The 19,369-nt window shown below is 75.1% G+C and carries 17 protein-coding genes; 13 read left to right on the top strand and 4 right to left on the bottom strand.

Annotation, left to right across the window (positions count from 1 at the left end; all coding sequences use genetic code 11):
• Positions 1–171 precede the first annotated feature (171 nt).
• The 4 genes from NFS20_RS12710 to NFS20_RS12695 all read left to right on the top strand — a co-directional run bounded on the left by NFS20_RS12710 (position 172) and on the right by NFS20_RS12695 (position 4,886).
• Entirely contained in the window at positions 172–1,260 is a 1,089-nt protein-coding gene (locus NFS20_RS12710; protein ID WP_251152149.1) for a hypothetical protein, read from the top strand.
• A gap of 67 nt (positions 1,261–1,327) precedes the next feature.
• Positions 1,328–2,557: a glycosyltransferase gene (locus tag NFS20_RS12705; protein ID WP_251152148.1), complete on the top strand. Its 1,230-nt coding sequence runs from the start codon at positions 1,328–1,330 to the stop codon at positions 2,555–2,557.
• Positions 2,554–3,597 carry a glycosyltransferase family 2 protein gene (locus tag NFS20_RS12700; protein ID WP_251152147.1) on the top strand — a complete coding sequence of 348 codons (1,044 nt, stop codon included), beginning with the start codon at positions 2,554–2,556 and terminating at the stop codon, positions 3,595–3,597. Before NFS20_RS12705 ends, NFS20_RS12700 begins: the two co-directional genes overlap by 4 nt.
• Entirely contained in the window at positions 3,585–4,886 is a 1,302-nt protein-coding gene (locus NFS20_RS12695) for an MFS transporter (RefSeq protein ID WP_251152146.1), read from the top strand. Before NFS20_RS12700 ends, NFS20_RS12695 begins: the two co-directional genes overlap by 13 nt.
• Here NFS20_RS12695 and NFS20_RS12690 read toward each other — a convergent pair.
• Positions 4,805–5,647: a helix-turn-helix transcriptional regulator gene (locus NFS20_RS12690; RefSeq protein ID WP_251152145.1), complete on the bottom strand. Its 843-nt coding sequence runs from the start codon at positions 5,645–5,647 to the stop codon at positions 4,805–4,807. The two genes, NFS20_RS12695 and NFS20_RS12690, sit on opposite strands and share 82 nt — an antisense overlap.
• 81 nt (positions 5,648–5,728) lie before the next feature.
• Between NFS20_RS12690 and NFS20_RS12685 the strand changes: the two genes are divergently transcribed.
• Together NFS20_RS12685 and NFS20_RS12680 are read left to right on the top strand one after the other, a co-directional pair.
• Complete coding sequence (locus NFS20_RS12685; RefSeq protein WP_251152144.1) at positions 5,729–6,505, top strand: alpha/beta fold hydrolase; 777 nt, start codon at positions 5,729–5,731, stop codon at positions 6,503–6,505.
• A gap of 104 nt (positions 6,506–6,609) precedes the next feature.
• Positions 6,610–6,816 carry a hypothetical protein gene (locus NFS20_RS12680; protein WP_251152143.1) on the top strand — a complete coding sequence of 69 codons (207 nt, stop codon included), beginning with the start codon at positions 6,610–6,612 and terminating at the stop codon, positions 6,814–6,816.
• Between the two features lie 158 nt (positions 6,817–6,974).
• Here the strand turns inward: NFS20_RS12680 and NFS20_RS12675 are convergent, their stop codons facing one another.
• On the bottom strand, positions 6,975–9,329 hold the full coding sequence (locus tag NFS20_RS12675) for a S9 family peptidase (protein WP_502800816.1): 2,355 nt from the start codon (positions 9,327–9,329) through the stop codon (positions 6,975–6,977).
• Between the two features lie 315 nt (positions 9,330–9,644).
• Between NFS20_RS12675 and NFS20_RS12670 the strand changes: the two genes are divergently transcribed.
• A complete protein-coding gene (locus NFS20_RS12670) occupies positions 9,645–10,652 on the top strand; it encodes a putative endonuclease domain-containing protein (RefSeq protein ID WP_251152142.1) in 1,008 nt (335 codons plus the stop codon).
• A gap of 34 nt (positions 10,653–10,686) precedes the next feature.
• Here NFS20_RS12670 and NFS20_RS12665 read toward each other — a convergent pair whose 3' ends face one another.
• Together NFS20_RS12665 and NFS20_RS12660 are read right to left on the bottom strand one after the other, a co-directional pair.
• Positions 10,687–12,858 carry a bifunctional copper resistance protein CopD/cytochrome c oxidase assembly protein gene (locus NFS20_RS12665; protein WP_251152141.1) on the bottom strand — a complete coding sequence of 724 codons (2,172 nt, stop codon included), beginning with the start codon at positions 12,856–12,858 and terminating at the stop codon, positions 10,687–10,689.
• Positions 12,859–12,948: 90 nt separating this feature from the next.
• Positions 12,949–13,413, bottom strand: coding sequence for a PPOX class F420-dependent oxidoreductase (locus NFS20_RS12660; RefSeq protein ID WP_251152140.1), 465 nt, complete (start codon positions 13,411–13,413; stop codon positions 12,949–12,951).
• Between the two features lie 253 nt (positions 13,414–13,666).
• On the opposite strand from NFS20_RS12660, the gene NFS20_RS12655 reads away from it, so the two are divergent.
• From NFS20_RS12655 to NFS20_RS12630, 6 genes are read left to right on the top strand one after another with little or no spacing between them, the layout of a single operon-like run.
• Positions 13,667–14,665, top strand: a complete 999-nt coding sequence (locus NFS20_RS12655) for an AAA family ATPase (RefSeq protein ID WP_251152139.1) — start codon at positions 13,667–13,669, stop codon at positions 14,663–14,665.
• Between the two features lie 29 nt (positions 14,666–14,694).
• Positions 14,695–15,597: a DUF58 domain-containing protein gene (locus NFS20_RS12650; RefSeq protein WP_251152138.1), complete on the top strand. Its 903-nt coding sequence runs from the start codon at positions 14,695–14,697 to the stop codon at positions 15,595–15,597.
• Positions 15,584–16,087 (top strand): hypothetical protein, encoded by a 504-nt coding sequence (locus tag NFS20_RS12645; protein WP_251152137.1) that lies wholly within the window; start codon positions 15,584–15,586, stop codon positions 16,085–16,087. Before NFS20_RS12650 ends, NFS20_RS12645 begins: the two co-directional genes overlap by 14 nt.
• On the top strand, positions 16,084–17,145 hold the full coding sequence (locus NFS20_RS12640) for a vWA domain-containing protein (protein WP_251152136.1): 1,062 nt from the start codon (positions 16,084–16,086) through the stop codon (positions 17,143–17,145). The genes NFS20_RS12645 and NFS20_RS12640 overlap by 4 nt, the downstream gene beginning before the upstream one ends.
• Before the next feature lie 28 nt (positions 17,146–17,173).
• A complete protein-coding gene (locus tag NFS20_RS12635; protein ID WP_251152135.1) occupies positions 17,174–18,250 on the top strand; it encodes a vWA domain-containing protein in 1,077 nt (358 codons plus the stop codon).
• The gene (locus NFS20_RS12630) at positions 18,247–19,341 is read left to right on the top strand and encodes a hypothetical protein (protein WP_251152134.1); all 1,095 of its coding nucleotides are present in this window, start codon (positions 18,247–18,249) and stop codon (positions 19,339–19,341) included. Before NFS20_RS12635 ends, NFS20_RS12630 begins: the two co-directional genes overlap by 4 nt.
• Positions 19,342–19,369 lie beyond the last annotated feature (28 nt).

Below are 19,369 nucleotides of genomic sequence, written 5' to 3'. Positions count from 1 at the left end.
ACGCCGCTGCTCTCCGGAGGGAGCGGGCGACGTCGGCCCCGCGCCCTCGGACCCACCCGCACCGGGCGAGCGCAGGGAGCGTCCTGGACACCGATGTGTCCACCATCCGGGCAGATGTGGCAGCGCTCCCACCGTTCCCCCTAGCGTGACGCTCCTCTGGGGGGAGGACAGATGAAGGCGTCTGCCACGATGCGGGCCGCGGGCATGTCGCGACGGCTGACGGAAGCGCGCGACGTGACGATCGACCCGGGTACGTTCCTGCAGCCGCTGGACGTGGACCTGCGGCTCGACGCGCGCTCCGCGCTGCCGAGCCGGAGCATCCCGGGCTACGAGCGGCTCGGCACGGCGGCGGCGGCGGCGCGCCTCGCGGAGGTCGCCGCCCTGGGTCTGCGGGGGGTCGTGGTCCGCCTCCTCGACGACACCGTCCCGCACCTCGGTGCCTGGGCGCGGCGACGCGAGACGTGGGTGGGCACCGTGGCGGGGCTCGCCACCGCGGCCCGGGACCGCGGGCTCGAGCTCGTCGTCGACCCGTTCAGCATCGCGCTCGACCGCGCGGGCCAGTGGGGTCTGAGCGCCGACGGACAGCCCGACGGCGGCGCCACGCTGGACCTGCTGCACGACCTCGCGGCCGTCGTGCACCGTTCCGGCGGCACGGGGATCGTCACCCTCGGCCGGGTCGCGCGGGAGGTCGAGGTGACGCGCGCCGTCGCGCAGGACGGCCTCCGGGTGTACTCGTTCTCCACCAACAGCGAGACGAGCACCGCGTATGCCGGGTCGAGCACGCACCCCACGACCAACCAGAAGATCTGGCCGGGCAACCTGCGCGACATGCTCCTGTGGACGGTTCTCGACATCGACGCCGGCACCGACGTCCCGGTGACCAAGCCCGTGGAGAACTTCCACGTCGTCGTCGAGACCCGCCGCCTGCTCGACTCGGCGGACGCCCTCGCCCGGTTCCTCGACGACCCCGCGACCACGCGCCTCGTCGAGCAGGATCCCGACCTCCTCGCGGCGGTCCGCCGCGTCCGCGCCGACGTGCCGGGCTTCCTCGGCCGGGCGGCGCAGGTCGAGCTCGGCGCGTACACCGTCTCCGGCACCACGAAGCTGCTCGCGCTCCTCGCCCACGACGAGGGCGTCGCCGCGGCCCGCGCACGGCTCGAGGAGCTGTGGGTGAACGCCGTCACCGCGGCCGGGCCGCGCGGGACCGTCCTCATCGACCGGGGCGCGACCGCCTGGTTCAGGGGCGGCGTGCTCGCCTGACCGACCGTCCACCGCACCCGGCCGCGCGGAGCCACCGCCGGTCGGACCGAGCCGCGAAGGAGCGTCCGTGCGCGTCGTGATCCTGCCCTTCTACCACGGCCTCGGGCACGTGGTGCGCTCCACGCGCATCGCCACCGAGCTCATGGCGCGGGGCGCCGAGGTCGTCGTCGGGGTGGCCGCCGACGCCCGGCGCTGGCCCGAGGCGCGCGGCGTCCCGACCGCGACGCTCACCGAGCTGCCACCGCTGCCACCCGTGCCCGACGACGCGGGGTCGCCCGACGTCACGTCCTCACCCGACGGCGCGGCGTCACCCGGGCACCGCCCTGCGCCCCGCCTGCGGCTCGCGGACGAGGAGTACCTCCGCGTCGCGCTCGAGGAGGAGCGGGCGCTGGTCCGCGCGGTCGGGGCCGACGTCGTGCTCGCCGACTTCCGCGTGACAGGACCGGTCTCGGCGCGGCTCGAGGGGGTGCGGTCGGCCACGGTCGTCAACACCGGCTTCTTCTCCTTCCCGTTCCCGGACGTGGTGCGCGACGTGACCCCGGCGCTGCACCGCCTCGGCGTCCCCCGCGACGTCGCCGGCCGGCTGCTCGGCGACGTGGTCTACGTGCCGGACCGCTCGGCGTTCGAGCCGCTCGCCGACGTCCGGGACCCGCTGTCGGTCGCGGCGCTGCGGACGGTCGACGAGATCCGGCACGTCGGCCCGGTCCTCGCGTCCGACCCGCTCACGGTCCCCGACCGGGCACAGGCCCGCACGCTTCTGGGTCTGGACCCGCACGCTCCCGTCGTCCTCGTGTCGCTCGGCGGCACCGCGCAGGGGTTCGCCACCCTGCGCACCGTCGCCGGGCTGCTCGACGACGTGCCCGCGCACACCGTCCTCGTCACCGGACCGAACGTCGACCCGGCGCTGCTCGCCGACCACCGGGCGGACCGCCTCCTGCAGCTCACCGACGAGTCGATGCTGTGGACGCGCGCCGCCGACCTCGTCGTCACCCACGGCGGGCACACGAGCGTCATGGAGGCGCTCGCGCTCGGCCGCCCGCTGCTCGCGCTCCCGGGGCAGGACGAGCAGCGGTGGAACGCGGGGCGTGCCGTCGGCCTCGGGACGGGCGAGGTCCTCGACCCGGCCGACGTCGCACCGCGCTTCGTCCCGACCGTCCGACGTCTCCTCGCCGACGACGCGCTGCGGCGTCGTGCCGAGGCCGTCGGCGCGGTCCTCGCCGCGCACGACGGCGCACGCGACCTCGCCGAGCACGTCCTCACCTCGGCCCGGCTCGCGGCGCTCGGACCCCGCGCATGAGCCCGGCGTCGGTGTCGGTCGTGACCATCTGCCGCGACGGGATCCGCGACGCGCGGCGACTCGTGCGGTCCGTCCAGGAGCAGGTCGTCGACGTGCCGGTCGAGATCGTCGTCGTCGACGACGGCTCGGACGAGCCCGTCGCGGACGTCCTGCGCGACCTCGGCGGGCCCGCGGAGGTCCACGTCGTGCGCCGCGAGGGCGACGGCAACCGGGCGGCCGCACGCAACGCGGGGGCCGCCGTCGCGAGCGGAGACCTCCTCGTCCTCGTCGACGCCGACCAGGAGGCGCCGCCGGGCTGGCTCCAGGACCACGTGCGCTGGCACCGGGCCGCCCCCGGGATCCTGCTCAACGGCCACCGGCGCCACCGCTCCCCCGCCGACGGCACCGCATGGCGTCCCGAGGTCCGCGAACGCGTCACGGCGGTCTACTCCCACAACTACGCCCGCATCGCCGCCGCGTGGTACCTGCAGTTCAGCTGCAACCTCTCCCTGCCGGTGGACGCGTACCGGGCGCTCGGAGGCTTCGACGACGACTACCGGGGGTGGGGCCTGGAGGACACCGACCTCGGCTACCGCGCCCACCGGGCCGGCCTCGCGATCGCGCACAGCACGCGCGCCTGGACCTGGGACCACCACCACGTGGTCCGGTTCGACCCCGACCGGGTGCGCGAGTGGCAGCGCAACCGCGCCGTCTTCCTCGTCAAGCACCCGGAGCCGGAGGCGCAGGCGGTCCGGCTCGTCGAGAACTACCCGCAGCGCACCGACGTCCCGCGGGGCCACGCGTGGCTGGACTCGTTCCTCGCGATGGACCGGCACGTCCGCGCGCTGCGGGAGGCCGTACCGCTCGCGTCCCCCCGGACCACGCTCACGGTGCTCGACGCCGCCGACGCCGAGCACGCCCGCGCGGAGATCGCGCGCGGGTCTGCGGTGCGCGTCGTCGACGCGGTCGCCGGCTCGGGGCTCGACGTCGAGGCCTTCCGTGCGGGGTCGGCGGTCGAGTACGTCCCGCTCGGACCGCAGGGGGACGCATGGCGCTCCTGATCCGGTCCCGCCCCGGCCTGGCGTGGCTGCTCGTCGCGGTGATGACCGGCGTCATCACGCCCGGGTACCCGCTCGCGCTGCACGCCGCCGGACTGTCGAAGGTGCAGATCGCCGTCTTCTTCGCGGTGAACTCGCTCGCGGCGTTCGCCTTCTCCGTCCTGGCCGTCCGGCACCTCGGACGGACCGGTCGTCGCGGCGTGCTCCCGGCCCTCCTCCTCGGGTCGGCCGGCGGGCTCGTGCTCGCCGCCACCGGCGCATCGCTCCCCGCGATCCACGTCGGGGGAGTCCTGTCCATGCTCTTCGTCGCGGCGATGCCGGTGACGGTCCGCGCCATCCAGACGGGCGGTCTGGCGGCGTCCACCGACGACGCCGCGCTCTCCGCCCAGGTCCGCTCGCTCTCCGTGCTGGGCTATGTGCTCGGGGTCGCGCTCTACGGCGTCGCGGTCGCGCTGCCCGGACCGCTCGACCCGGTGCTCCTCGGCGCCCTGGCCACGGTGACCGCCGCCGTGCTCACGTGGTCGGTCGGCGGGCCGACCGGGACCGGCGCGCCCGCTCCGGCGCAGGCCGGTGCGGCTGCGCCCGCCCCGACGCCGGCCGACAGCGCGGGGGACGAGGCGGCGACGCGGCACGGTCCGACGGGTCCCCGCGGTGCCGACGGGCACGCCGTCGCGCTGGGCCTGGCCGCCGTCGGTCTCGCGCTGGTGCTGCTCAAGAGCGCCGACAGCCTGCGGCTCGTCTACCTCCCTCTGCACGTGGTGGCCGGGGGTCACGCGGAGTCGTGGGTCAGCGCGCTGTTCGTCGTCACGGCGGTGACCGAGCTCCTCGTCCTGCGCCGTGTCGCGATGTCGGTGCCGAGCGGCCGTGCGCGGCACGTGCTCGTCGTCGCCGCCCTCGTCGCCGCCGCCTCGTTCGCGGCGTCGGCCGCCTGGGGCGACGGCGCCGCCCGCGGCGGTGCCGTCGCGCTCGTGCTCTCCCAGGTCGGGTACGCGGGCTTCGCGGCGCTCTTCCAGGCGCTCGGCCCGGTCCTGCTCGGGCGCTGGCTGCCGAGCGGGCTCGCCGGTGGCGTCGGCGTGTTCGGCGCCGTCCTCCAGGTGGGTGCGCTCGTGGGCGTGCTCGCCCCTCTCCTCGTGCCCGGGTACGGTGCCGCGGTGTTCTGGCTGGCGACCGTGCCCTGCGTGGTCGCCGCCGTCCTGCTCGTCGCCCTGCGTCAGCTCGACGAGCCCGCCCGGGAGACCGCGACGGCGTCGGCGGGCGGCTCGCCCACGTCCGCGACCGGTCGCGGCGCGTAGGTCTCGGCGGTCACGTCCGCGCGCACGACGCGCGACAGCCGGAACCAGCGGATCCCTTCGCGGAGACGGCACCACGCCACGAGATACCACCGGCCGTCGGTGTGCGCGAGGATCACCGGCTCCACGCGGCGCGCGGTCTCCCCTCCGCGCCCGTCGCGGTAACGGATCGCGAGGACGCGCGACGCGCCGAGCGACTGCTCGACGGCGCGCAGCACCCCGAGGTGCGTCCGCGCCCGCTCGACGACGTCCCCGCCGGACCGCCCGTCGCGCGCGGTGGCGTCGGGCGCGGCCGGCACGGCGTCGGGAGCGGCCGGCGCGGCGTCGGGCGCGGAGGGGTCGCGCGCCGCGTCGAGGGCCTCGCCGGGGGACGGCCGGCGCACCCAGACGCGCGCCGCGAGCGCCTCGGCGCGTTCCCGGTCACCCGCACCGAGCGCGTCCCACACCTTGCCGCGCGCGGCGGCGGCGTCGACGGCGAACGGGCTCGCCGGCGGGAGCGTCGCGAGCGCGACGGCGACGGCGACGGCCTGCCCGGGCGTGAAGTTCACGGGCGGCAGCGTCGCGCTCGGGTCGAGCACGTAGCCCCCGCCCGGGCCCGCCTGTGCCCAGATCGTCAGTCCTGCCTGCTGCAGCGCCGCGACGTCGCGCTTGATCGTCCGCTCGCTGACCTCGAGCGCCGAGGCGAGACGCGGCCCGGTGGTGCCCGTCGGGCCCGCGCGGCGCAGCTCCTCGGCGATCGCGTAGAGCCGCTCGGTCCTGTTCACGACTCGACCTCCCGGGCAGCGCCGACCTGTGGAGACAATGGTGACAGACAGGTGTCACCAGGGTGGTGCGAGAGTCGTCCCATGACCGAGACGCAGCAGGAGAAGAACTCGTCCGAGACCGCTGAGGCGACCACGGAGCAGGTCCACGTCGTCCTCGTCCCCGGCTTCTGGCTGGGCGCCTGGGCGTGGGACGACGTCGTCCCCCACCTCGAGGCCGCCGGCCTCGTCCCGCACGCCGTGACGCTTCCTGGCCTGGACCCGGCGTCGACCCCGCAGGACCGGGCCGCGATCACCCGCGACGACCACGTCGAGGCGGTCGCCGGGCTCGTCACCGGGCTCGACGGCCCGGTCGTGCTCGTCGGGCACAGCGGGGGCGGCCCCGTCGTCCAGCAGGTCGTCGACCGCGACCCGGCGCGTTTCCGGCGCGTCGTCTACGTGGACGCGGGGCCGCTCGTCGACGGGGCCGCCCTGAACTCGGCCCTGCCGGACGACGCCGCGGAGGTCCCGCTGCCGTCCTGGGACGAGCTCGCGGAGCAGGGGTCGAGCGTCGACGGCCTCGACGACGCCGCGCTGGCCCGGTTCCGCGAGCGCGCGGTGCCGACGCCCGGACCCGTCGCGCGCGGCCCGGTCCGGGTGTCGAACCCCGACCGGCTCGGCGTCCCCGCCACGGTGGTCTGCTCCTCCATCCCGTCCGAGGTGCTGGCCCAGCTCGCGAACCCCGGCCCGCCCCTGCACACCGAGCTCGGGGAGATCCACGACGTCACCTATGTCGACGTGCCCACCGGCCACTGGCCGATGTTCTCGCGCCCGCGCGACCTCGCGGAGGCGATCGTGGCCGCCTCGCGGCGCAACTCCTGAGAAAAGTCACAGAAGCCACGTCACGGACGGCGATCTTCTCCGTCTCCTTCGGTGGAAGCGGCCGACAGGCCGCGCGACGACCACCGACGACGACGAGAAGGACCATGCACGACACCCTGCCTTCCGCCCCCGCACGCCGCGACGTCCGGGCTGCCCTCCTGTGGGCGCTCGAGAACGACCGGGTCGCCCTGCTCGAGCACCGAGAGAGCACTCAGCACTGCGCCTGGGACGCGGCTCGTGGCGCCGCCGACCGACGGCTCGTCCGGCGCTGGCGCGTCGCGACCGCCCTGGTTCCGCTCCCTGTCGGCTGACGCCCTGACCCGCGACGCCGAGACGCCCTGACGCCGAACACGACCTCAGGGTCGCTATGGAGCTCATAGCGACCCCGAGGTCGTGCTCGGCAGCGAGCGACGACGTGCTCGGCGGCCAGTGCCCGAGGGGCTCGGTCGTCCGGCCGGGCTCGCCGCCTTCAGCCGAGCGTCGTCGGCAGGGCCGCGTCGCCCTCGCCCGGCGTGGCGCCGAGCACGTGCTCGGCGAGGAACGCGAGGACCACCTGGTACCAGACCTTCGCGTGCTGCGGTGTGAGGATCCAGTGGTTCTCGTCCGGGAAGTAGAGGAACCGGTGGACCGTCTCCCCGTCGGGGCTCGCCGGCAGACCCGACGCGGAGAGCAGCTCGTACCAGAGGCGCAGCCCCTCCCCGATCGGTACGCGGTAGTCCTTGTCGCCGTGGACGACGAGCATCGGCGTGACGATGTCGCCGACGAACCGGTGCGGGCTGTTCTCGAGCGCCATCTCCGGCGTCATCTCGCGCTGCCAGTAGTAGGAGTGGTCGGTCGTCGGGCCGAACTGGTCCAGCGCCCACAGGCTCGCGTGCGTGACGACCGCGCGGAAGCGGTCGGTGTGGCCCGCGACCCAGTTCGCCATGTACCCACCGAACGAGCCGCCCATCGCGGCCGTCCGGGTCGCGTCCACCTCGGGCAGCGTCTCGACGTGGTCGGTGATCGCGAGGAGGTCCGTGTACGGCGCCTGGCCCCAGCGACCCCAGCCGCGCTGGACGAAGTCCTGCCCGTACCCGGTCGACAGCGCAGGGTCCGGGAGCAGCACCGCATAGCCCTGCGCGACCATCAGCCACGGGTTCCAGCGCCAGCTCCACGCGTTCCACGAGCCGAGCGGCCCGCCGTGGATCCACAGCAGGAGCGGCGCCGGGTCCTCCGCGCTCGCGCCGTGCGGGAGCGCGAGCCAGCCGCGCACGCGCACGTCGTCCGACGCCGCGGTCTCGACCTCGACGAGCGTGCCGGGAAGGTCGGGGGCCGCGACCGGACCCCGCAGCGGCGTCGCGGGCACAGGGGTCCGGGCGCCCGGCTCACCGCTGTCGAGGAACGCACCGAGGTCGAGGCGAACCGGCGCCGACGGCTCGAGGTAGCTCGTGCGCAGCGCGTAGGCGCTGCGGCCGTCGGGCGCGACCTGCACGTCCGTGAAGACGGCGTCGTCGCTCGTGATCCGTTCGGCCGTGCCGTGCTCGCCCTTCGAGTCCGGCGCGAAGGCGACGAGGAAGACCGGGCCGCGGCCGTCGTCGTCGGCCGTGACGAGAAGCCCCGAGCCGTCCGGGAGCCAGCGCAGCGACGTCGGCCAGCGGTCCCAGTGCGGCGCGAGCGTCCGCGGCGTCGCGTGGTTCTCGGCGCGGGTCGTCGGGCCGTCGTCGTGCGACCCGTCCGCACCGGCGGGGCCGTCGGGTGCGTGGAGCGGGACGACGGCGAGCGTCTCCTCGGGCGCCTGCTGCGGCGTCGTGAGGGTCTCGCGGACGAAGGCGACGAACGCGCCGTCGGGCGAGATGCGCGGGCCGTGCACCTGGGCGCCCGGCTCGTCGACGAGCGTGCGGCGCTCCCCCGTGCCCGTGTCGATCGCGACGAGCGTGCTGCGCGTCGACGCGCCCGGCCCGGGGACCTGCCACGTCGTGACGAGGGTCGTGCCGTCGGCGGACAGGTCCGCCGAGTGCTCCCACAGCGCGCGGCCCGGCGCTGCGCCCCCGTGCCCGACGCCGCGGCTCACGTCGCGCAGGTCGAGGAGCCTCGGGTCGTGCGGTGCGTCCTCGGACGTGTCGGACGGTGCGCCGTCGCTCAGAGCGCCGGTCGCGGCGTCGTCGGTCGAACCGGTGGGCGCCGGGAGGGGCCGGGCCGGCTCGTCGGCGAGGGTCGTGAGGTCGGCGACGAACCGGTGCGCCTGACCGGGGCCGAGGTCGTGGTCCCAGTGCCGGACGGGGTACCCGGTGTGGAGGATCGCCGCGACCTTGCCGTCCTTGCGCGCCTTCCGGAGCTCGGCGTCGTGCGCGAGGTCGCGCGCGCTCGGGAGGACGTCGGCCGCGACCGAGATCACCGGCGCGTCGGCCGCGGCGAGCGGTCCGCCCACGCCCGCTGGCGCCGTCGCGACGACGCGCGCCTCGCCGCCGCCGGCAGGGAGCAGCCAGAGGGCGGCCTTCGGGTCGTCGTCGGACGTCGCGTCGGGATCCGGCCGGGCCGACGTGAACAGCACGTCGCCCGCGGCGGTGAACGTCGCGCTCGACTCGCCCTTGGCGGAGCGCGTGAGGCGACGAGCGGGGTCCTGGCCGGTCGGGTCGACCTCCCACAGCGCCGTGCGGTACGCCGTGCGCTTCGCGTCGAGCGTCTGGACGGTGGTGACGAGTCGGCTCCCGTCGCGCGACAGCGCGAGCCCGCTCGTGCGCGGGATCGCGACGTACTGGTCGAGGTCGTGGAACGGTGTCGACGCGGTGGCGTCGGCGGTCGTGGGACGGTCGGGCTCGGGCGCGGCGGCGGCGTCGTTACTCACGAGTACGTCCTATCACGCCCCCTCCTTCGCCCGCCGCCCACCTCACCCTCCCCGCCGAACACGACCTGAAGGTCGTTCTGGGGCTCATTCCGTCCTCCAGGTCGTGCTCGACGGCGAGTGGAGACGTTCTCGGCGACGGAGGCGGATGGTCGTCGTCAGGTCGCGCGTGTCGACGGCGAGGCCGTCGCCGGTCGAGGAGACCAGCGCAGGCAGCGGTCGCCCTGGTCGTCCACAGGCCCAGATCCGAACAGGCTCGTCCACAGGCGGGCCCCGGGCTGTCGCGGCGGGGCGACGCGGTCTGCTCCGATCCGTCCCATGCGCACGCCGACCGCCGTCCCCGCCGAGCTGCTCGTCGTCGCCGAGGCCCAGGAAGGGCTGCTCTCCGCGAGCCAGTGCGACGAGCACGGCGTCGGGTCCCATCGCCGGGCGCGCCTCGTCGAGAAGGGGCGGTGGTGCCGGGTCACGCACGCGGTGTTCGACACCGTCGTGACGCCCGTCCCACGCCGGACCGGCACGGGCGCCCACGACCACCGACGACGCCGCGCCGCGTGGCTCGGGCTGCTCGCCTACGGTCGCGACGCGATCGCCGTCGGGCCGTGCGCGCTGGTGCTGCTCGGTGTCGAGGGGGTCCGGGTCGATCCGGTCCCCGAGGCGACCCTTCCGGGCGCACGGGCGGCACGTTCACGCGACGGGATGCACCTCCGCCAGTTCGACGACGGCATGACCGTCACGAACGTCGAGGGCCGGTGGGTCGCGACGCCGGACTGGGCGCTGGCCCAGGCCGTGCCGGAGATGGGGCGGAGGCGGGCCGTCGCGGCGATGGACAGCGCGCGCCGGCTCGGGCTCGTGTCGGCGGCGGGTCTCGAGCGGGCGCACGACCTCGCGCGAGGTCGGCGGGGTGTCGCCCGCACGCACTCGTGGTGGGCCGAGTCGGACGCGCGCGCCGAGTCCCCGCTCGAGACGTTCGCCCGGCTCGACTGCACCGATGCCGGCATCGCCCCCGACGAGCTCCAGGTCGAGGTGTACGACGAGGGTCGGCTCCTCGGTCGCGGTGACGTCGGGTGGCGGCTGCCCGGTGGCCGATGGCTGATCGCCGAGCTCGACGGGAGGGACGTGCACTCGGAGCCCGCTGCGCTGCTCCGTGACCGCACGCGGCAGAACGACCTCGTCGGGAGCGGCGCCGTCGACCTGCTGCGGTTCACCGGGCGGGACGTGACGCCGCCCGGTGCGTCCCGGCCGGGTCGGCTCGTCGCCGACGTCCGCCGCCACCTGCGCCGAGCACGCCACCACTCGCCGTCGAGCACGACCTGGAGGACGGAATGAGCCCCAGAACGACCTTCAGGTCGTGTTCGGCGGGTCAGCGGGGGGTGCGCTCGTCGCGCTCGGCCATCTCGGCGAGCCTCGCGTTGTACTCCTGGAGCTCCGCGTCGCCGTCGCGGTCGGCCTGGCGGTCGCGACGCCTCGCCTCGCGCTCGTCGGACTTCGTCCACATCACGGCCACGACGATCGCGAGGATCAGGGTCGGCAGCTCGCCGATGCCCCACGCGACGCCCCCGCCGCGCTGCTGGTCCTCGATCGCGCTCGGGCCCCACTCGCGGCCGAGCAGCCCGAACCACTCCGGCACGAAGAGGATCTCGCCGGACGTCAGCGCGACACCGAAGAAGGCGTGGAACGCCATGGTCGCGAACAGCAGGAGCAGCCGCTGCGGGTACGGCGGTCGGTGGGGGCCCGGGTCGATGCCGACGAGCGCGTTCGCGAACAGGTACCCCGCGAGCGTGAAGTGCAGCAGCATCGCGAGGTGCCCGGCGTACGTCGTGAGCGCGTACTCGAACGCGGGCGTGTAGTAGAAGACGATCATCGACCCGGCGAAGTTCACGGCGGCGACGATCGGGTTCGCGAAGAACTGCCCGACGCGCGACGTGACGATCCCGAGCACCCACTCGCGCGGGCCGCGCGACCCGTCCTTGCGCGGCGGCACCGCGCGGAGGAGCAGCGTCACGGGGGCGGCGAGCACGAGGAAGATCGGCACGACCATCGCGAGGACCATGTGCTGCACCATGTGCGCGCTGAACAGCACGTGGCCGTACATGGCCGGCCCGCCCGACGTCACCCAGAAGAGGACGACGATCCCGACGCACCACGAGACCGTGCGCCCCACGGGCCAGCGGTCGCCGCGCCGCGCGAGCCGGCGCACCCAGCCGAGGTAGACGACGAGCGCCGCGCCGCACGCGAACGCCGGCAGCAGGTCCCAGCGCCACTCGGTGAACCACAGCGCGAACGTCGGTTCCGGGGGCAACGGGTGGCCGGTGACGATCTCGGCGGCCGTCGGGTCGACGAACTCCGTCTGCGGGACGGGCGGCGCCGTCGAGCCGAGCGCGACCGCGACGCCGGAGACCGCGCCCATGATCGCGAGCTCGACCGCGACGAGCCGCCAGAACAGCCAGCGGGTCGCGTCCGCGCCCCGCTGCCCGCCCGTCGCCCCGCGCTGCCCGACGACGCCCGCGGCCTTCGCGCCGTCGCTCGCCGCTCCCGCGGCCCGGTCCGTGCTGCCCGCCGCAGTGCCGGGACCGCCGCCTCGACCGCCCGGGCGAGCGGGCGTCGTCGGGCCGGCGAGACGGCGCACGACGAGCTCGCGGTGCGCGAACCCGACGACGCCGAGCACGACGATGAGCGCGACCTTGGTGAGCAGGAGGATGCCGTAGTCGGTGGTCAGCCCGGCGAGCGTGTCGACGCGGATGGTCGCGTTCGCGACGCCCGAGACGGCGACGGCGACGTAGCACCACAGCGCGATCGCGGAGTACCGCGAGACCGCGGCGGCGAAGTCCTGGCGCCCGAGCCCGCCGCGCACCCGCACGACGGCGAGCGTCCCCAGCCCGCCGACCCACAGCGCGGCACCGGCGAGGTGGAGGAACATCGACGACACCGCGAGCTCGTGGGACGCGGCGCCCGCGGCGTGCCCCGTGTTGGCCTGCAGCGCGATGGCGAGGAGCGCGACGAGGGCCGTCCACAGCGCCCCGGTCGCGCTGCGCACGGCGAGCGCGAGCGCCGAGGTGACCGCCGCGACGACGACCACCGCGAGGTAGTTGCGCCCGAGGCTCACCTGCGAGACGAACAGGCCGAGCTGGTCGCCGAACGTCTCGGCCGTGACGGGGGTGCCGGAGATCGACGAGTACCGCAGGACCACCTGAAGCACGGAGAGGACGGCCCAGGTCGCCGCCGCCACGCCGGAGAGGCCGAGCGCGCGACGCACCGCCTCGCCCGCGGGCAGCGCGACCGCCGCGAGCACGAGCGAGCCGAGCGTCAGCGCGACGGAGAGCTCCGTGAGCACGGTGACGACGGGCGTCCCGTAGCGCACCAGCGCGCCGGGGTCGCTGAAGCCGGGGATCGCGGCGAACGCCCCCGAGAAGCCGCCTGCGGCGAGCACGGCGAGGACCGCGACGACCACGGCGAACGGCCCCGCGAGGACGAGCCACCACGGGTTCGCGGGGCGCGCGTCGGTCGGCGCACGGCGCACGGCGGTCGAGGTCACGCGACCAGGGTAGGCGCGCCACGGCGTCGGGCGGGAACCGCGGTGCCCCGCGCGACCGACGTCACTCCGCCGGACCGACGGCGCGGCGCCTCACGGGCGGGGCAGGCGCGCCATCCCGTAGACGCGTGTCGCCCGCACGCGCAGCACCTGGCGCCGCTCGGCGACCATCGCGCGCCGGAAGTCGTCCCAGTCCGGGTGCTCGGCACCGGCCGCCGCGCGGAAGGTCTCGACGAGCTCGTCGACCGCGGCGTCGTGCGGGTCGGCGGCGACCGGGCTCAGCTCCGCGTCGCCCTCCACGACGGCGTAGCTCCAGAAGTCCTCGGCGCTCACGTGCAGCGAGACGCGCGGGTCCCTGGCCGCGTTGCGGGTCTTGGCCCGGTCCGCGGTGACGGACACGCGCGCGACGCCGTCGTCCGGGTCCCACGCGTACAGCACGTTGGACAGCTGCGGCCGGCCGTCGCGCTTGAGCGTCGTGAGGACCCCCTGGTGGCGCGCGGCGAGCAGGGCGAGGAGGGCGGGATCGGCGTCGAGGGCCGCCCGGGTGTCGGTGCTCATGCCCGTCCAACCGCGCGGCGCGCGGCCCGCATTCCCGCGCGGCGGTCCGCCGCGGACGTCCCGGCGGGCCGACGACGCGCACCCGGGACGGGGAGTCCTCCCCACCCGGGGCTGTGGACGACACCCGCCGGGCGACAGGTCCCGCTGGCATACTGGGCCGGGTTCGCCGGGGGGTCGCGACGTCCCGGGCGCACGTCCTCGTACGGCTCGCGAGCCGCACCCAGCACCGACACCCACCCGGAGGGCGACCCACATGGCCGCAGGGCACGGCAGCATCTCGACGGCGGACCTCGACCGCGCGAGCCACCTCCTCAAGCGCATGGGTCAGGTGTTCGACCAGCGCGTCGTCGGGCAGGAGGCGCTGCGCACGGCCCTCGTGAGCTCGCTCCTCGCGGGCGGCCACATCCTCCTCGAGTCGGTGCCCGGCCTCGCCAAGACGACCGCCGCGCAGACGCTCGCCGCGGCGATCGACGGCCGCTTCCACCGCATCCAGTGCACGCCGGACCTCATGCCGAACGACATCGTCGGCACGCAGATCTACAACTACGCGACCGGCCAGTTCACGACCCAGCTCGGCCCGGTGCACGCGAACGTCGTGCTGCTCGACGAGATCAACCGCTCGTCCGCGAAGACGCAGTCGGCGATGCTCGAGGCGATGCAGGAGAAGCAGACCTCGATCGGCGGCGAGAACTACCCGCTCCCGGACCCGTTCATGGTGCTCGCGACGCAGAACCCCATCGAGGAGGAGGGCACGTACGTGCTGCCCGAGGCCCAGATGGACCGCTTCCTCATGAAGGAGGTGCTGACGTACCCGACGCCGCAGCAGGAGCTCGAGATCCTGCAGCGCGTCGCGACCGGGCAGATGAGCGAGCCGATCACCGCCCAGCCGGTCTCGCTCGACGACGTCCGCTTCCTGCGGGGCCTCGTCGACGACGTGTACGTGGACGACTCGGTGAAGCGCTACGTCGTCGACCTCATCAACACGACGCGCTTCTCCGGCCCGCGCCCGATCCCCGGCTTCGACCGGCACGTGCGCGTCGGCGCGTCGCCACGCGGCGGGATCGCGCTCATGCGCGTGGGTCAGGCGCTCGCGATCCTCGCGGGGCGCGCGTTCGTCGTGCCCGACGACATCAAGGCCGTGCGGTACTCCGTGCTGCGCCACCGCCTCGTGCGCACGTTCGACGCGCTCGCGAACAACGTCCCGCCGGAGCAGCTCGTGGACGCCGTGTTCGACGCCGTCCCCACCCCCTGACCGTTCCCGCACCACCCGAGAGATCACCCGTGCCCGACGTCTCCCGCCTCGCCCAGGTGCGTGCCCGGCTCGACCTGCCGGTCGCGCGCCGGGCCTCCGGCCTGCTCGAGGGGCGGCACCGGTCGGTCTTCAAGGGGCACGGGCAGGACTTCGACGACCTGCACCTGTACGCGCCGGGCGAGGACGTCGGCGACATCGACTGGAAGTCGTCGGCGCGCGCGGGGATCCCCGTCGTCCGGCGGTTCGTCCGCGAGTCGAACCTCAACCTGGTGCTCGTCGTCGACACCGGGCGCCCGATGGGGGCGACCGCCCCGAGCGGGGAGACGAAGGCCGAGGTCGCGAGCTTCTGCTGTGCGCTCGTCGCCTACCTCGCGCGGGACCGTGGCGACCGGGTCGCGCTCGTTGCGGGCGACGCCCGGCGCCTGGTGCAGCTGCCGCCGCGCGCGAGCACGCAGGACCTCGAGGTGCTGCTCAGCACGGTCGAGGGGATGTGGCGCCCGGACGCCCCGCCCAGCGACCTCGCCCGTCCGCTCGACCGCGTGCTCACGGCGTTCCGGCGCCGCTCGCTCGTGGTCGTCGTGACGGACGAGGCGCGTCCCGCCGCCGAGCACGACCAGCTCCTGCGGTCGCTCCGCGTGCGCCACGAGGTGATGGTCGTGCAGGTCGCGGACCTCTCCCCTGTCGCGGTGGGGGGCCCGGCCGCGAGCCATCGCGAGGTCGAGGACGTCGACGGCGCGCTGCGGCTCCCCGCGTTCCTGCGCGGCCGGGCAGGGCTCGCCGAGGCTGCGGCCACGGCGCGGGCGCAGCGCCGCGCGGAGGTCGCCGACCGGCTGCGCCAGGTCCAGGTCGAGGCGGTGCTCGTGGACGGCACGGGCGACGTGGTGCAGCGTTTCGTCGAGCTCCTGGGGAGGCAGAAGCGTGCCCGCCGATGAGCTGGTGGACCCCGTGGGCTACCCGGGGTGGTGGACGGTCGTGGGCATCGTCGTGCTGCTCGTCGCGGCGGCGATCGTGTTCCTGGTCCTCTGGCTCACCCGTGCGCGCGCCGCGGAGAAGGCCGCGTCCGTGCCGCCGCCCCCGTCGCCCGCCGGGCCGCTCGACCCGTACGGAGCCCTGCGCTCCGAGTACGAGCGGCGGCTCGACGCCGTCGCGCAGCGCTTCCACGCGGGCGAGCTCGACGAGCGCACGCTGCACCTCGCGCTCTCGGCCGAGGTGCGCGGGTTCGCGACGGGCCGGCTCGGGCAGGACGCGTCGTCCATGACGCTGTCGGAGATCCAGCAGCTCTCGGGCGCGGACGAGCTCACGCGGCTCATCACGCGCTACTACCGGCCGTCGTTCGCGGACCACGAGAACGACCCGAAGGCCCGCACCACGGACGCCGAGGACTCGATCGCGCGCGCCCGCACCGTGGTGAGGTCCTGGTGACGCCGGGACCCCAGGGGACGTCGATCCTCTGGCCGTGGCTGTGGGCGCTCGCCGTGGTCCTCGTCGTGGCGGCCGGCGCCGCGGCGTGGTGGCTCGCGCGCCGCCGTGGGGCGCGCGACCGGGACCGCGACGTCCTGTGGGTCGCGAACTCCGAGTACCTGGCGCGCGTCCCGGCGTTCGCGGCGTGGGTGCGCCGGTACCGGCTCCTCCAGGGCGCGACGGCCCTCGGGCTCCTCGTCGCGGTCGTCGGGGCGGGCGCCGTCGCGGCGCGGCCCGTGGAGACCGACGTCGTCGTCGACCGGCTCGGCACGCGCGACATCGTCCTGTGCCTCGACGTGTCGGGCTCGATGATCGAGTACGACGGCGCGGTGCTCAAGGTCTTCCAGGAGCTCGTCGACAGCTTCGAGGGCGAACGGATCGCGCTGTCGATCTTCAACTCGTCGTCGCGCACGGTCTTCCCGCTGACGAACGACTACACGCTCGTCCAGGAGGAGCTGCAGCGCGGCATCGACGCGCTCGACAAGGACCCGGCCGACTTCGACTACACGGGCGGCTCGGACGACGCCGAGATCCTCGAGTTCGCGGAGTTCACGGCGGGCACGACGGCGAACCTCGCCGGCGCGAGCCTCATCGGCGACGGGCTCGCGACCTGCGCGCTGCAGTTCGACGCCGGGGACTCCGAGCGCTCGCGCTCGATCATCCTCGCGACGGACAACTACGTGTCGGGAGAGCCGATCTACACGCTGCCGCAGGCCGCCGACCTCGTCGCGTCGCGCGACATCACGCTGCACGGCATCTTCGGCGGGTCCCAGCGCTACGAGGGGACGCCGGAGGAGACGGAGTACCGGGAGACGGTCGAGGCCGACGGAGGTCTGTACTTCCTCGCCGACGACCCCGCCGCGGTGCAGGGCATGGTCGACGACGTCGTGGCGCAGCAGGCGGTCGAGCTCGACGCGTCGCCCGAGGTCGTCGTCACCGACCGCCCGACGGGCTGGTTCCTCGTGGCCGTCGCGGGTGTCGGGCTGCTGCTCGTCCTGGCCTGGCGGGTGCGCCAGTGAACGCGCGGTCGAGGGAGGTGAGGGACCGGTGAGCCTCCAGCCGCTCGTCCCCGTGTGGGCGCTCGCGCTCGTCGTCGTGCCGCTGCTCGCGTTGACGGTCTGGCAGGCCGTCGTCGCCGGCCGGCGCGGGCCCGACGGCGCGGTCCGACCGGGTGCGCCGCGCGCGGCCTGGCTGCGCCGCACCGGGGCGGTCGTGCTGCTCGCGCTGATCGGGCTCGGTCCGTCCGTCGCCTCGACCGACCGCGACACGTCGGTGACGAACGTCGACATGTTCTTCGTCGTCGACCGCACGGGCTCGATGGCCGCCGAGGACTACGGGCCCGCCCAGGAGCAGGAGCGGCTCGACGGCGTCCGGCACGACGTCGTGAGCCTCACCGAGGCGATCCCCGGCGCGCGCTACTCGGTCATCTCGTTCGACTCGCAGGCCTCGCGCCAGCTCCCGCTCACCACGGACGCGCGGGCCATCACGTCGTGGGCGGACACGTTCCGTCGCGAGATCACGCGCTACTCGCGGGGGTCGCTCACCGACCGGCCGCTCGACGAGCTGAGGTCGGCCCTCGAGGGCTCCGCCGAGCTGCACCCGGCGAACACGCGCCTCGTGTTCTTCCTCTCCGACGGCGAGCAGACCGCCGACGGCGAGCCGCGGTCGTTCGCGGACCTCGCACCGTTGGTCGACGGCGGCGCCGTGCTCGGGTACGGCACGCCCGAGGGAGGGCGCATGAAGGAGTACGACCCGGACGTCGACCCCGCCGACGCGGAGTACATCGTCGACTGGTCGCAGCCCAGCGAGGACGGTGAGCCCGTGGCGGCGCTCTCGACGATCGACGAGGAGACGCTCGGCACTCTCGCCGAGCAGCTCGGCGTCCCGTACGTCCACCGCACCGAGCCGACGGAGACCGCGTCGCTCGTCGCGGGGATCGACCCCGAGCAGGTCGCCGCGGACGGCCGTCGTGACGTCACGTCCTACCGACCCGTCGTCTGGCCGCTCGCGCTCGCGCTCGTCGTCCTGCTCGGCGTCGAGGCCTGGTTCTGGGCGCGGTCGGCATCCCGGTCGCTCGTGCGACCCGGCGAGCGAGCGCCGTCGGGCACGGGGGTGCGCCGATGAGCTGGACGCCGCCCCCGACGCCGCCCGGCCCGGGCCGCCGACCCGCCGTGCACCCCGCCGCGGCGATGCGGCGGGCACGTCTGCGCCGGCGCACGTGGTGGCTGATCGGGACGCTGCCGGTCGTGGTCGCGCTGCTCGTGCTCGGGTTCAAGCTGACGTTCCTCGCCCCGATCGCGTCGTTCGCGAAGGGCGACTACGACGACGGCGCGCACCTCGACGCCGCCGGGACCTACGGGTCGCAGCGGACCATGAACCTCGTCGAGCCGTGGAAGGCGCACTTCAACACGGGCACGGCGAACGCCCGCGCGGGCGACTCGTGGGCGACGTACGACGCGATCACGTCGCTGCAGAGGTCCTACGACCTCGCGGAGGACGAGACGCCCGAGGAACGCTGCATGATCCAGACCAACCTCTCGCTCACGTACGAGATCTCGGGCGACGACGACATGGCCTACGGCGACGGCAAGGCGGCCGAGCTGGCCGTGGTCGAGGAGGCGATCGCCGCACGCGACGCCGGCCTCCCCTACGACGAGGACGTCCTCGACCCGTACGGCGACGGCACCGAGCCGGACCCGGACGTGCTGCGCCAGGACGTCCAGGACTGGTACGAGTACGCCGAGCAGTCGTACGCGACGGCCGAGCAGATCCGCGGCTGGCCCGACTGCGGGGAGTCCGAGCAGACGCCCGAGCAGCAGGAGCAGGCCGAGGCCGCGCAGCAGCGGCTCCAGGAGAAGCAGCAGCAGGCCCAGGACTCCCAGCCGGAGAACCAGGGCACCGGCGACCCGCAGGAGGGCGAGGGCTCCGAGGGCGACGAGCAGAGCGAGGCGTCCGGGGGCGAGGGCTCCGAGGGCGACGAGCAGAGCGAGGCGTCCGGGGGCGAGGGGTCCGAGGGCGAGGGCTCCGAGGGCGACCAGCAGAGCGAGGCGGAGCGCGAGGAGCAGCAGCGCCAGGAGCGCCTCGAGGAGCAGAACTCCGAGGCGCGCGGCGAGGCGGACCGTGAGGAGCAGGAGTACCGCGACCTGTACGGCGACGAGCCGGGCGGCGGGTCCGACGGCGGCGACGGCGGGAGCGGCAGCACCAAGAACTGGTGAGCCGTCGTCCGTCGTCGGGAGCCGGGAG

It is taken from the genome of Cellulosimicrobium sp. Marseille-Q4280 (assembly GCF_943181405.1).
Lineage (GTDB): Bacteria > Actinomycetota > Actinomycetes > Actinomycetales > Cellulomonadaceae > Cellulosimicrobium.
This window is presented reverse-complemented; position numbering and strand designations above follow the sequence as displayed.